Genomic DNA, 12,989 nt, shown 5'->3' with positions numbered 1-12,989 from the left:
ATCTGCGCTGCATCGACTTGTGACGTGCGTTCGAATGCCGCTACGTTCACCAGCAGTCTCAGCAGTCACGCGAAAGGCACTCCGCATGCGCTCCGGAAACGGACGTCACCGCAGACCCCGCCAGGCCCCCGCGCTCGTCGTCGCGGCGGGTGTGACCGGCTCGGCCATGGCGCTGCCGTTGCTCGCCACCGGCTCCGCCTCCGCCGCCGACGCGGCGACCTGGGACCGGGTCGCCGAGTGCGAGTCGGGCGGCGCGTGGAGCGCCAACTTCGGCAACGGCCTCTACGGCGGGCTCCAGTTCACCCAGGAGGGGTGGGAGCGGCACGGCGGCCTGGCCTACGCGCCGAGCGCGGACCTGGCGAGCCGGGCCCAGCAGATCGCCGTCGCGGACAAGGCGTTCGCCGCGGGCGACACCCAGTGGGCCACCTGCGCGCCGATCGCCGGCCTGACCCACGACGGCAGGACCCCGAACGTCGACCCGGGCCCGGGCGTCACGCCCGCGGAGCCCACCGGCCCGCTCCCGGAGTCCAACCGCACCGACGGCCTGCCCGGCACCTCGACCGGCACCGCCGCCGGCTCCGGCGGCACCACCACCGCCCCCTCGGCCGGGACGACCGCTCCGGCGACCCCGGCCGCCCCCGCGACGCCCGCCACGCCCTCCACCGGAGCCGGCACCGGCACCCCGTCGGCCCCCGGCTCCACCCCCGGGTCCACGACCGCGCCCGCCACCCCGGCGACCCCCGCGAGCCCGGCCACGCCCGGCCTCCCGGGTCTCCCCGGCACCCCCGGCGCCTCGGATCCGACGACCTCCGCCCCCGCGCCCGGCACGGGCCGGCACCGGGGTGACGCCGCGACAGATGAAACGGACACAACGGGCGGAACAGTCGAGTCCGGACGTCACGCCGCGCCCGCTGACGGGGCGAAGGGTGACGCGACCGGCGGTAACGGGGCGAACGATTCGGGCACCTCGGACAAGGCGGGCGAATACCTCGTCAAGCCGGGTGACAGTCTGTCGGGCATTGCGCAGGAGAACGGCCTGCTCGGTGGCTGGACCGCCCTCTACGACGCCAACAAGGAAACGGTCGGCTCTGACCCCGACCTCATCCTCCCTGGTCAGAGCCTGGAGTTGGGCCCCGAATCGACCGCGCCCGCGAAGTAGTTCAGGGCCATATGTCCGGTTCTGTGCAAGTGAGACATGAGTCTCTCTTCCCGAACTGGCGTGTCACGCCCGCAAACTTTGCTCATCGCACCCCTCACCTGGGCAAACAGGACCTGACGGGGTGCAAGTAGGGGCGATTTTTCCGGGTTGAGGGTCTTTGAACTTCTCCCGGGTCTCTGTCTACGGTCGTCACCGCTCGCCACCGCGGGCCCCGTCGACCGGTACGCCGAATCCTGCCGCCGATCCGATGGGAACAGTCGTCGCGCAAGCGCCGAAGGCAGGAGCGGGGGACCCAAGGTAGGTGCCGTCCCCGGCCGCCCGAGACGGGCGGCCGGCGACCGGCTTGGGGTGAAGCCGCGTGCAAGGACACGCGGCCGGGCAGCTCACTCGCCCGAACCCGACAGCTCACCTCGCAGGCGTCGGTGAGGAGAACTTCCATGCTGCTTTCCGGCAAGGGCAAACACCGTCGTGCCTTCAAGGCCACCCGCGCCGTCGCCCTCGTCGGCGTGGCCGGCGTCGCCGTCGCCGCCCCGCTGATGACCGCGGGCTCCGCCTCGGCCGCCACCGCCTCCGAGTGGGACGCCGTCGCCCAGTGCGAGTCCGGCGGCAACTGGTCCATCAACACCGGCAACGGCTTCTACGGCGGCCTGCAGTTCACCAACTCCACCTGGGCCGCCTTCGGTGGCACCGCCTACGCCCCGCGCGCCGACCTCGCCTCGAAGGCGCAGCAGATCGCCGTCGCCGAGAAGGTCCTCGCGGGCCAGGGCAAGGGCGCCTGGCCGAGCTGTGGCGTGGGCCTCTCCAGCGCCTCGTACGACGGCGGCTCCGCCTCCTCGGACAGCGGCTCCACCGCCGAGCGCTCCACCGAGCAGCCGACCACCCGCAGCGAGCAGCGCCAGGCCCCGAAGCAGGCCGCCCCGAAGCAGGCCGCTCCGAAGAGCACCAAGAAGAGCGCGCAGAAGACCGTCACCACCCCGACCGGCAAGAAGGTCAAGAAGGGCGACGGCGAGTACAAGGTCGTCCCCGGCGACACCCTCAGCAAGATCGCCCAGGCGCACGGTGTCAAGGGCGGCTGGGCGAAGCTCTTCGAGCTGAACAAGGACGTCGTCCAGGACGCCGACCTGATCTACCCGGGTCAGCAGCTCCACCTGAAGTAGTCCCGGAGCACCCGAGGCAGCGGGGGACGGTCCGGCGGTCGTCCCCTTCCTCCCCCTCCCCGCGGTGACCGACGAGGCCGGCCCGGAGCATCCCGCTCCGGGCCGGTTTCGTACTCCTCGGTAACCGGGGTCTTTCGCCCCCATACGCGTGCCCTTGGGTCCTTTTTCGTCCCAGGGGGCGGGCGCCCGGCTGGCCGGAGCCCCCGAGCCGGTTAGGCTCTTGTCGCAAGGCGAACGAGTCCTTGCCGCATGCGTCACAATCAGCGTCACATCCCAGAAGGAGATGCTCGTGCCGTCCATCGACGTCGTCGTAGCCCGGGAAATCCTGGACTCCCGAGGCAACCCCACGGTCGAGGTCGAGGTCGGCCTCGACGACGGCAGCACCGGCCGTGCTGCCGTTCCGTCCGGTGCCTCCACCGGTGCGTTCGAGGCCCTCGAGCTCCGCGACGGTGACCCCAACCGCTACCAGGGCAAGGGTGTCGAGAAGGCCGTTCTCGCCGTCATCGAGCAGATCGGCCCGGAGCTCGTCGGCTACGACGCCACCGAGCAGCGCCTGATCGACCAGGCGATGTTCGACCTGGACGCCACCCCGGACAAGTCCTCGCTCGGCGCCAACGCCATCCTCGGCGTCTCCCTCGCCGTGGCGCACGCCGCCTCCGAGGCCTCCGACCTGCCGCTCTTCCGCTACCTCGGCGGCCCGAACGCGCACCTGCTGCCCGTTCCGATGATGAACATCCTGAACGGCGGCTCGCACGCCGACTCCAACGTGGACATCCAGGAGTTCATGATCGCGCCGATCGGCGCCGAGTCCTTCTCCGAGGCCCTGCGCTGGGGCACCGAGGTCTACCACACCCTCAAGTCCGTCCTGAAGTCCAAGGGCCTGTCCACCGGCCTCGGCGACGAGGGCGGCTTCGCCCCCAACCTGGGGTCCAACCGCGAGGCCCTCGACCTCATCCTCGAGGCCATCAAGCAGGCCGGCTACGTGCCCGGCAAGGACATCGCGCTCGCGCTCGACTGCGCCGCCTCCGAGTTCTACAAGGACGGCAAGTACGAGTTCGAGGGCAAGGCCCGCTCCGCCGCCGAGATGACCGAGTACTACGAGGAGCTCGTCTCCGCGTACCCGCTCGTCTCCATCGAGGACCCGCTGTTCGAGGACGACTGGGCCGGCTGGAAGGTCATCACCGAGAAGCTCGGCTCCAAGGTCCAGCTCGTCGGCGACGACCTCTTCGTCACCAACCCGGAGCGCCTGGCCCGCGGCATCGAGGAGGGCTCCGCGAACGCCCTCCTGGTCAAGGTCAACCAGATCGGCTCGCTGACCGAGACCCTGGACGCCGTCGAGCTGGCCCAGCGCAACGGCTTCAAGTGCATGATGTCCCACCGCTCCGGCGAGACCGAGGACGTCACCATCGCCGACCTCGCCGTCGCCACCAACTGCGGCCAGATCAAGACCGGCGCCCCGGCCCGCTCCGAGCGCGTCGCCAAGTACAACCAGCTGCTGCGCATCGAGGAGATCCTCGACGACGCCGCCGTCTACGCCGGCCGCAGCGCCTTCCCGCGCTTCAAGGGCTGACATCCGGCGCTGACATCCAGCGCTGACACCGGCGCCGTGAGGCACCTCCGGACGTCCCCGCACTCGGTCCCGTACCGTGTGCGGGGACGCACGTTTGATCAGGTGACCAGGGGAGGCACGGGACATGGCAGTGAAGAACCGGGACCGGTTCTCGACCGCGACCCGGATCAGGCTGCTCGGCGAGCAGACCGCCGCCCGCGTCTACCGCTCCCAGACCCGCCGCCAGGCCCGCCGCTCCCGGCTCACCGGCCGCGCGGCCTTCCTGGCCCTCGTGGTCTGCTCGCTCGTGGTGGCGCTCGCCTACCCGATGCGGCAGTACGTCTCCCAGCAGGGCGAGATCGCCGACCAGAAGCGCAAGGCCGCCGAGGCGGCGAAACGGGTCGAGGAGCTGCGGGACGAGAAGGCCCGCCTCCAGGACCCGGCCTATGTGCGCCGGCTGGCCCGCGAGCACCTGCACTACGTGATGCCCGGCGAGACCGGCTTCACCGTGAACGACCCCGACGCGGAGCACCGGCCCCGCACCGACCAGGACGCGGCGGACGACCGCCCCTGGTACGACAACCTGTGGGACGGCGTCGACGACGCCGACCGCCGCTAACCAACCCAGGATCCCAGATGGAAACGCCCCCTCCGCAGACCGAACGCACCGAGCCCACCGACGCGGACGTCGCCGCGTTCGAGGCCCAGCTCGGCCGGCCGCCGCGCGGCCTGCGCGCGATCGCGCACCGCTGCCCGTGCGGCAACCCCGACGTCGTCGAGACCGCGCCGCGGCTGCCCGACGGCACGCCGTTCCCGACGACGTACTACCTGACCTGCCCGCGCGCCGCCTCCGCCATCGGCACCCTGGAGGCCAACGGGGTCATGAAGGAGATGCAGGCCCGGCTCGCCACCGACCCGGAGCTGGCCGCCGCCTACCGCGCCGCGCACGAGGACTACATCGCGCGCCGCGACGCCATCGAGGTCCTGGAGGGCTTCCCCTCCGCCGGCGGCATGCCCGACCGGGTCAAGTGCCTGCACGTGCTCGTCGGGCACTCGCTGGCCGCAGGCCCCGGGGTGAACCCGTTCGGCGACGAGGCCCTCGCGATGCTGCCCGAGTGGTGGGCCAAGGGCCCCTGCGTGACGCCGTGCACCGACGAGAAGGAGTCCGCCGAGTGACCCGGGTCGCCGGAATCGACTGCGGCACCAACTCCATCCGCCTGCTCGTCGCCGACCTCCACCCGGAGACCGGCGAACTGATCGAGCTGGACCGGCGGATGACGATCGTCCGGCTCGGCCAGGGCGTCGACCGGACCGGCCGGCTCGCGCCCGAGGCCCTGGAGCGGACCTTCGCCGCCTGCCGCGCGTACGCCGAGGTGATCAGGGAGCACGGGGTCGGCCCCGAGCGGCTGCGCTTCGTCGCCACCTCCGCCTCCCGCGACGCCGAGAACCGCGAGGACTTCGTCAAGGGCGTCGTGGAGATCCTGGGCGTCGAGCCCGAGGTGATCACCGGCGACCAGGAGGCCGAGTTCTCCTTCACCGGCGCCACCGGCGAGCTGCACGGCGACGACCGGCGCCTGGTGGTCGACATCGGCGGCGGCTCGACCGAGTTCGTGGTCGGCAACCGGCACGTCGAGGCCGCCCGCTCCGTCGACATCGGCTGCGTCCGGCTCACCGAGCGGCACGTGCGGCACGACCCGCCGGCCGCCGAGGAGGTCGCCGCGATCCGCGCCGACGTGCGCGCCGCCCTCGACCTGGCCGCCGAGACGGTGCCGATCACCGCGGCCGAGACCCTGGTCGGCCTGGCCGGCTCGGTCACCACCGTCGCCGCCATCGCCCTCGGCCTGCCGGAGTACGACTCCGAGCGCGTCCACCACTCCCGGATCACCCGCGCCCAGGTCGACGAGGTGGTGGCCCGGCTGCTCGGCTCCACCCACGACGAGCGCGCCGCGATCCCGGTCGTCCACCCCGGGCGGGTCGACGTGATCGTCGCCGGCGCCCTGGTGCTCCAGGAGGTCATGGAGCGCACCGGCGCCGCCGAGGTCGTGGTGAGCGAGCACGACATCCTCGATGGGATCGCGCTATCCGTCGCATAGCGCGCGGCTATGAGCCCCGCTGAGAGGCCTGCCAGGGGTGCTCCGGGGGTCCTTCGGGGCCCCGGAAGCACCCCTTCTGGGCGCCTCGGCGAAAAGGTTCGTGAAGTTCTTCACAAGGAAAAGGGCCCCGGAGGAGCCTTCCGAGGGCCTTTGGTCCCTCCGAGGGGCTCCGCAGGGCCCTTTCGCAGGCGCGGAGGCCACTTCGCTCGTTGTTTCCATCGTGTGAACGCGCCCGCCGGTTCAGCGTTAAGGAAGGCTCTCCGGTCCAGTTCACAAGGGGTGAACAACGTTCGTCCCCGCACAGTGGTTCCTTTGCTGGACCATGACCTGGGTCACGTGGGCGGCGGAGTGTAGCAGAGGTGTCCCGGAACCTTGTGAAGGGGCGCACGAGCCACCCCTTCCAGCGGGGTGGATACTCGGATGCATGAGCACCACGGAGCGTCCCAGGATCCTCGTAGTAGGCGGCGGGTACGTAGGCCTGTACGCAGCTCGGCGCATCCTCAAGAAGATGCGCTACGGCGAGGCGACCGTCACGGTCGTCGACCCGCGGTCGTACATGACCTACCAGCCCTTCCTCCCCGAAGCCGCCGCCGGCAGCATCTCCCCGCGTCACGTCGTCGTCCCGCTGCGACGCGTCGTGCGCGGAGCTGAGGTGCTCACCGGCCGGGTCACCACCATCGACCAGGACCGCAAGGTCGCCACGATCGCGCCGCTCGTCGGCGAGGCGTACGAGCTGCCTTTCGACTACCTGGTCATCGCGATGGGTGCCGTCTCCCGCACCTTCCCGATCCCCGGTCTCGCCGAGCAGGGCATCGGCATGAAGGGCATCGAGGAGGCCATCGGCCTGCGCAACCACGTCCTCGAGCAGCTCGACAAGGCCGACTCGACGACCGACGAGGAGGTCCGCCGCAAGGCGCTGACCTTCGTCTTCGTGGGCGGCGGCTTCGCCGGCGCGGAGACCATCGGCGAGGTCGAGGACATGGCCCGCGACGCGGCGAAGTACTACCAGAACGTGAAGCGCGAGGACATGCGCTTCATCCTGGTCGACGCCGCCGACAAGATCCTTCCCGAGGTCGGCCCGAAGCTCGGCCAGTACGGCAAGGAGCACCTCGAGGGCCGTGGCATCGAGATCTACCTCCAGACCTCGATGGACTCCTGCGTCGACGGCCACGTCGTGCTGAAGAACGGCCTCGAGGTCGACTCCAACACGATCGTGTGGACCGCCGGCGTGAAGCCGAACCCGGCGCTCGCCCGTTTCGGTCTGCCGCTCGGCCCCCGCGGCCACGTGGACTGCAACGAGAAGCTCCAGGTCAACGGTCTGGACTACGTCTGGGCCGCGGGCGACAACGCCCAGGTCCCGGACCTGGCCTCGATCAAGGCCGGCGTCCCGCGCGAGCGCGCCTGGTGCCCGCCGAACGCCCAGCACGCCCTGCGCCAGGCCAAGGTCCTCGGCGACAACGTCGTGGCCGGCATGCGCGGCTTCCCGCAGAAGGAGTACGAGCACTCCAACAAGGGTGCCGTCGCGGGTCTCGGCCTCCACAAGGGCGTCGCGATGATCGTCATGGGCAAGATGAAGATCAAGCTCAAGGGCCGGCTCGCCTGGTACATGCACCGTGGCTACCACGGCATGGCCATGCCGACCTGGAACCGCAAGATCCGCGTCTTCGCCGACTGGACCCTCGGCATGTTCCTCAAGCGCGAGGTCGTCTCCCTGGGCGCCATGGAGACCCCCCGCGAGGAGTTCTACGAGGCGGCCAAGCCCGCCCCGGCGCCGGCCGCCCCGGCGCAGGAGAAGGCCAAGGCCTCCTGACCCCGCAGGACCAGCAGTACCCGTAGGACCGGCAGGACCGGTCGTACACGCAAGGCCGTAAAAGGGCCGTCCGCCATCCGTGGTGCGGACGGCCCTTCGCGTGTTTTTCCCGCTGTTTACGCACGCGGCGGGATGGCTTCGCCCACGGACGGTGTTCCCATGGTGACAAGCATTTCTGGGGCACGAGATCACGGAGGTGTTGCACCATGGCCGACGCCGCGTCGCGGCTGACCGCCCTTGCCGAGGACGTCCTGGGAGTGAAGCTCCCGGTGCGCCTGCGGGCCTGGGACGGCAGCGAGGCCGGTCCTGCGGACGGCCCCGTACTGATCGTGCGCGAGCGCCGCGCCCTGCGGCGGCTGCTGTGGAAGCCGGGGGAGCTGGGGCTCGCCCGGGCCTGGGTGGCCGGCGAGATCGACGTCGAGGGCGACCTCTACGAGGTCCTGGACCGGCTGGCGGGCCTCCTCTGGGAGCGCGGCGAGCAGACCCGCGGCGCCCTGGAGACCGTGCGTGACCCGAGGGTCAGGGCGGCCGCGAAGGAGCTGCTCAAGCTGGCCGGCCCGTTCCCGCCGCCGAAGCCGCCCGCGGAGGAGATGCGCGGCCGCAGCGGCGTCCGGCACAGCAAGCGCCGGGACAAGCAGGCGATCAGTCACCACTACGACGTGGGCAACGAGTTCTACGAGCTGGTGCTCGGCCCGTCGATGGTCTACTCGTGCGCCTACTGGACCGAGGACGGCACCCTGGAGGACGCCCAGCGCGACAAGCTGGACCTGATCGCCCGCAAGCTGGCCCTCAAGGAGGGCGACCGGCTGCTCGACGTCGGCTGCGGCTGGGGCTCGATGGCGATCCACGCGGCCCGGGAGTACGGGGCGCGGGTCGTCGGCATCACCCTCTCCCGCGAGCAGGCGGCCTACGCCCGCAAGCGGATCGCCGAGGAGGGCCTGACCGACCGCATCGAGATCCGGGTCCAGGACTACCGGGACGTCACCGACGGCCCCTTCGACGCGATCTCCTCCATCGGCATGGCCGAGCACGTCGGCTCCGTGCGGTACCGGGAGTACGCGGACATCCTGCACCGGCTCCTGAAGCCCGGCGGCCGGCTGCTCAACCACCAGATCGCGCGGCGCCCGGAGCCCGACGAGGAGGCGTACCAGGTGGACGCCTTCATCGACGCCTACGTCTTCCCGGACGGCGAACTGGCCCCGATGGGACGCACCCTGACGACCCTTGAGGACGCCGGCTTCGAGGTGCGGGACGTCGAGGCGATCCGCGAGCACTACGCCCTGACGCTGCGCCGCTGGGTGGCCAATCTGGAGGAGCACTGGGACCGGGCGGTCCGGCTGACCTCGCCGGCCCGGGCCCGCATCTGGCGCCTGTACATGGCGGCCTCGGCGGTCTCCTTCGAGCGCAACCGGATCGGCGTCAACCAGTTCCTGGCGGTGAAGACCCCGGCCGCGGGCACGAGCGGGCTGCCGCTGCGCACCCGGGAGTGGACGGAGTAGCCGCCGCCCGGTGCGTACGGCGAAGGGCCGGACCCCCGTGCGGGAGCCCGGCCCTTCGCCGTACGCGGGCGGCTACTCGGCCTTGATCGCGGCCAGCATGTTCAGCTTCGCCGCGCTGCGCGCCGGCCACAGCGAGGCGAGCACGCCGACCAGTCCGGCGAGGAGCAGGAAGATCCCGATCCGGCCCCAGGGCAGCACGAGCGCGTAGTTCGGCAGGCTGTGCTTGAAGGTCTCGCCGATCGCCCAGCCGAGGAACGCGCCGAGGCCGATGCCGACGACCGCGCCGAAGACCGAGATGACCACGGCCTCCAGGCGGACCATCCGCTTCACCCGGCGCCGGTCGAGACCGATCGCCCGCAGCATGCCGATCTCCTGCTGCCGCTCGAAGACGGACATCGCGAGGGTGTTGACGACGCCGAGCACCGCGATGATCAGCGCCATGGCGAGCAGGCCGTACATGATGTTGAGCATCATGTTGATGACACCGCCGAACTGGTCGCGGATGTCCTTCTGGTCCATCACCGTCATGGCCGGGTTGTCGCCGAGCGACTTCATCACGGCCTTCTCGGCCGCGTCCGACGCCCCGCCGTCCATCTTCACGAAGATCTGCGGGATGTACGGCTTGGGGTCGTGCGCGTCGAGGAGCTTGCTGTCCAGCATCAGCGGCGAGACGAACTCGCTGGCCTCGTAGACCGCGCCGACCGTCAGCGAGCCCTTCTTCTTGTCGGAGTACTCGACGGGCAGCGTCGAGCCGACCTTCCAGCCCTGCTTGTCGGCGGTCTTGTCGTCGACCGCGACCCGGCCGTCGGCGAGGGTGCCGAGGGAGCCGCCCACGACCTTGAGGTTGAGGACCTTCTCGATGTCGCCGGGGGTGACGCCGGAGACGGACTTGAAGGTGCCCTTCACCTCGATCCAGCCGGCCTGCTGCGGGGAGACGGCGGTGGCGCCCGGGGTCTTGCGCACGGCGTCCAGCGCGGCCCGGTTGAGGCCGTCGCCGCTCGCCATGGTGATCATGTAGTCGGCCTTGATCTGGTCGGTCGTCATCCGGTCGACGGCCGAGCCGACCGTGGCGCCGAGCACCGAGAGGCCGGTGACCAGGGTGAGGCCGATGGCGAGCGCGGAGGCGGTGGCGCCGGTGCGGCGCGGGTTGCGGACCGCGTTCTGGCCGGCCAGCGCACCGGCCACGCCGAAGGGCTTGAGGACCGGGCGGGCCAGCGCGATCACCGGGCGGGACAGCAGCGGGATCAGCACGATCACGCCGACGAGGGCGAGGAAGGCGCCGATCGCGATCAGCATCCGGCCGTCGTCGCCGCCCTTGGCGGCACCGCCGGCGATGCCGGCCGCGCCGAGCGCGGTGATGATCGCGCCGATGGTGTTGCGCACGACCAGGGACTTGGTGGTGGCGACCGCGTGGACGCTGCTCATCGCGGCGACCGGCGGGATCTTCGCGGCGCGGCGGCCCGGCAGCCAGGCGGCCAGCATGGTGACGAGGACGCCGACGGCGAGCGCGGAGACCAGCGGGGTGGCGCCGACCACGAGGTCGCCGGCGGGGACCTTGAGGCCGAAGGCGTTCATGCCGGAGCGCAGCCCGGCGGCGAGCCCGATGCCGAGCACGAAGCCGACGGCCGAGGCGACCAGGCCGACGAGTCCGGCCTCGGCGAGCACGGAGCGGGTGATCTGCCGGCGCGAGGCGCCGACGGCGCGCATCAGGGCGAGCTCCTTGGTGCGCTGGGCGACCAGCATGGTGAAGGTGTTGGAGATCAGGAAGACGCCGACGAAGAGCGCGATGGCGGCGAAGCCGAGCAGCATCTGGTTGAGCGCGCCGAGCCCGGCCTCGATGTCCTTGGCCTGCTCGTCGGCCAGCTCCTTGCCGGTCCGGGCGTCGGCCTGGTCGCCCACGAGCGGCTTCACCGCGGCGAGGATCCGGTCCGCGTCGGCACCCGGCCGGGCGCTGACGTTGATGTCGGAGAAGAAGCCGGGCCGCAGGTAGAGCTTCTGGGCGACGTCGGTGTCGAAGAGGACGAGGCTGCCGCCCGCGTTGACGGCGCCGTCCTCGGTGGTGAAGACGCCGGCGAGGGTGTAGGTCTCGACGGGGCCGTTGGTGGCCACCCGGACCTGGTCGCCGACCTGGTAGCCGCCCTTGTCGGCGGTGTCCTTGTCGAGCGCGATCTCGTCGTCCCGCACCGGGCCCTGGCCGGCGGTGAAGGCGTACGCGGAGTCCTTGCCGCCCTTGCCGGGGGCGAAGTTGGTGCCCTTGTTGGACCAGCCGGCGCCGATCAGCTTGCCGTTCCTGTCCGGCACGCCGGCGAAGCCGCTCACGCGGCCGGTGGCGTCGGCGACGCCGTCGAGGGCGGCGATCTTCTGCCGGGTGCGCTCGGACAGGCCGGGGGTGGCCCCGGGGTCCTGCTGGTTCGGCGCGGTGGAGACGGCGACGGCGATGTCGTCATAGCTCTTGGCGGACTGGTTGCGGAAGGCCTGGGAGAGGGTGTCGGTGAAGACCAGGGTGCCGGAGACGAAGGCGACGCCGAGCATGACCGCGAGCACGGTCATCAGCAGCCTGGCCTTGTGCGCGAGCACGTTGCGCAGGGCGGTACGGAACATGGGAGGAGTCCTGGAAGGAGGGTGGGACGGGAAGGGGGACCGGGCGGCGGGGCGGGGCCCCGCGGCTCAGCTGGTGCGGCCCTTCGCGTCGAAGGCCTTCATGCGGTCGAGCACGCCGTCCGCCGTGGGGTGCAGCATCTCGTCGACGATCCGGCCGTCGGCCAGGAAGATCACGCGGTCGGCGTAGGAGGCGGCGACCGGGTCGTGGGTCACCATCACCACGGTCTGGCCGAGCTCGCGCACCGAGTTGCGCAGGAAGCCGAGGACCTCGGCGCCGGAGCGCGAGTCGAGGTTTCCGGTCGGCTCGTCGCCGAAGATGATCTCGGGCTTGGAGGCGAGCGCGCGGGCCACGGCCACGCGCTGCTGCTGGCCGCCGGAGAGCTGGCTGGGGCGGTGGGAGAGCCGGCCGGACAGCCCGATCATGTCGATGACCTGCTGCACCCACTGCTTGTCGGGCTTGCGGCCGGCGATGTCCATCGGCAGCGTGATGTTCTCCAGGGCGGTGAGCGTCGGCAGCAGGTTGAAGGCCTGGAAGATGAAGCCGATCTTGTCCCGGCGGAGCTGGGTGAGCTGCTTGTCCTTGAGGGTGCCGAGCTCGGTGTCACCGATCCGGACCGAGCCGGAGGAGAAGGAGTCGAGGCCGGCGACGCAGTGCATCAGGGTCGACTTGCCGGAGCCGGAGGGGCCCATGATGGCGGTGAACTCGCCCTGCCCGAAGTCCACGGTGACCCGGTCGAGGGCGACCACCTGGGTCTCGCCCGATCCGTAGACCTTGCTGAGGTCGGTGGCGCGGGCGGCCACCGCGGTCGAGCGGTGCACGGTGGGGGTGGTGGTCACGAGGGCGACTCCTGTCACTGCGACGATGCGGGAACCACTCCATCGTGTCGTTCGTTCCGGACGCCGACGTCCGTCCACGTGCCCGTTCGGGGGGCCCTCTGGAGTCGGACCGCGGGGGCGCCCCGTCATCCTGAGGTATGACGGCCACCCCGAGACGCCGGGGCGGTGCGGGAGGTGACGGAGTCGGTCCGCGCGCTGCGGCGAGTTTTCGTCATTCCGCCCCCGGCGTCTTTGCCGACGCGACCCTGGTCACACTTCGTCACCTGGGCCGCCACCAGCGCTGA

General features: G+C 71.3%; 10 protein-coding genes and 1 riboswitch. Of the genes, 8 read left to right on the top strand and 2 right to left on the bottom strand.

Annotation, left to right across the window (positions count from 1 at the left end; all coding sequences use genetic code 11):
* Positions 1-85 precede the first annotated feature (85 nt).
* The 8 genes from ACIGW2_RS31020 to ACIGW2_RS30985 all read left to right on the top strand — a co-directional run bounded on the left by ACIGW2_RS31020 (position 86) and on the right by ACIGW2_RS30985 (position 9,267).
* Positions 86-1,159: a transglycosylase family protein gene (locus ACIGW2_RS31020; RefSeq protein ID WP_399847304.1), complete on the top strand. Its 1,074-nt coding sequence runs from the start codon at positions 86-88 to the stop codon at positions 1,157-1,159.
* A 259-nt stretch (positions 1,160-1,418) separates the two neighbouring features.
* Positions 1,419-1,593, top strand: a riboswitch (cyclic di-AMP (ydaO/yuaA leader).
* 3 nt (positions 1,594-1,596) lie between these two features.
* Positions 1,597-2,316: a transglycosylase family protein gene (locus tag ACIGW2_RS31015; RefSeq protein WP_399847302.1), complete on the top strand. Its 720-nt coding sequence runs from the start codon at positions 1,597-1,599 to the stop codon at positions 2,314-2,316.
* 283 nt (positions 2,317-2,599) lie between these two features.
* Positions 2,600-3,886 carry a phosphopyruvate hydratase gene (gene eno, locus ACIGW2_RS31010; protein ID WP_356067454.1) on the top strand — a complete coding sequence of 429 codons (1,287 nt, stop codon included), beginning with the start codon at positions 2,600-2,602 and terminating at the stop codon, positions 3,884-3,886.
* A gap of 124 nt (positions 3,887-4,010) precedes the next feature.
* Entirely contained in the window at positions 4,011-4,484 is a 474-nt protein-coding gene (locus ACIGW2_RS31005) for a septum formation initiator family protein (protein WP_391654585.1), read from the top strand.
* 17 nt (positions 4,485-4,501) lie between these two features.
* Positions 4,502-5,041, top strand: coding sequence for a DUF501 domain-containing protein (locus ACIGW2_RS31000; protein ID WP_356067457.1), 540 nt, complete (start codon positions 4,502-4,504; stop codon positions 5,039-5,041).
* Positions 5,038-5,958 carry a Ppx/GppA phosphatase family protein gene (locus ACIGW2_RS30995; protein WP_361585648.1) on the top strand — a complete coding sequence of 307 codons (921 nt, stop codon included), beginning with the start codon at positions 5,038-5,040 and terminating at the stop codon, positions 5,956-5,958. The genes ACIGW2_RS31000 and ACIGW2_RS30995 overlap by 4 nt, the downstream gene beginning before the upstream one ends.
* Before the next feature lie 424 nt (positions 5,959-6,382).
* A complete protein-coding gene (locus ACIGW2_RS30990; RefSeq protein ID WP_361585646.1) occupies positions 6,383-7,768 on the top strand; it encodes an NAD(P)/FAD-dependent oxidoreductase in 1,386 nt (461 codons plus the stop codon).
* A 206-nt stretch (positions 7,769-7,974) separates the two neighbouring features.
* Positions 7,975-9,267 (top strand): class I SAM-dependent methyltransferase, encoded by a 1,293-nt coding sequence (locus ACIGW2_RS30985; protein WP_399847298.1) that lies wholly within the window; start codon positions 7,975-7,977, stop codon positions 9,265-9,267.
* Between the two features lie 72 nt (positions 9,268-9,339).
* On the opposite strand, the gene ACIGW2_RS30980 is transcribed toward ACIGW2_RS30985, so the two are convergent.
* Both ACIGW2_RS30980 and ACIGW2_RS30975 read right to left on the bottom strand, forming a co-directional pair.
* On the bottom strand, positions 9,340-11,868 hold the full coding sequence (locus tag ACIGW2_RS30980) for an ABC transporter permease (RefSeq protein WP_399847295.1): 2,529 nt from the start codon (positions 11,866-11,868) through the stop codon (positions 9,340-9,342).
* Between the two features lie 66 nt (positions 11,869-11,934).
* Positions 11,935-12,705 (bottom strand): ABC transporter ATP-binding protein, encoded by a 771-nt coding sequence (locus ACIGW2_RS30975; RefSeq protein ID WP_356067466.1) that lies wholly within the window; start codon positions 12,703-12,705, stop codon positions 11,935-11,937.
* Positions 12,706-12,989 lie beyond the last annotated feature (284 nt).

This window comes from Streptomyces sp. NPDC053541, from assembly GCF_044544705.1.
In the GTDB taxonomy this organism is placed as follows: Bacteria; Actinomycetota; Actinomycetes; order Streptomycetales; family Streptomycetaceae; genus Streptomyces.
Note: the sequence above shows the minus strand (reverse complement) of the source record. Positions and strands in the feature narration are given on the sequence as shown.

What these genes read in the sequence shown, in the direction of transcription:
- ACIGW2_RS31005 (WP_391654585.1), top strand. Translation starts at nt 4,011, where the DNA reads ATGGCAGTGAAGAACCGGGACCGGTTCTCGACCGCGACCCGGATCAGG.
- eno (WP_356067454.1), top strand. Translation starts at nt 2,600, where the DNA reads ATGCTCGTGCCGTCCATCGACGTCGTCGTAGCCCGGGAAATCCTGGAC.
- ACIGW2_RS30990 (WP_361585646.1), top strand. Translation starts at nt 6,383, where the DNA reads ATGAGCACCACGGAGCGTCCCAGGATCCTCGTAGTAGGCGGCGGGTAC.
- ACIGW2_RS31015 (WP_399847302.1), top strand. Translation starts at nt 1,597, where the DNA reads ATGCTGCTTTCCGGCAAGGGCAAACACCGTCGTGCCTTCAAGGCCACC.
- ACIGW2_RS31000 (WP_356067457.1), top strand. Translation starts at nt 4,502, where the DNA reads ATGGAAACGCCCCCTCCGCAGACCGAACGCACCGAGCCCACCGACGCG.
- ACIGW2_RS31020 (WP_399847304.1), top strand. Translation starts at nt 86, where the DNA reads ATGCGCTCCGGAAACGGACGTCACCGCAGACCCCGCCAGGCCCCCGCG.
- ACIGW2_RS30980 (WP_399847295.1), bottom strand. Translation starts at nt 11,868, where the DNA reads ATGTTCCGTACCGCCCTGCGCAACGTGCTCGCGCACAAGGCCAGGCTG.
- ACIGW2_RS30985 (WP_399847298.1), top strand. Translation starts at nt 7,975, where the DNA reads ATGGCCGACGCCGCGTCGCGGCTGACCGCCCTTGCCGAGGACGTCCTG.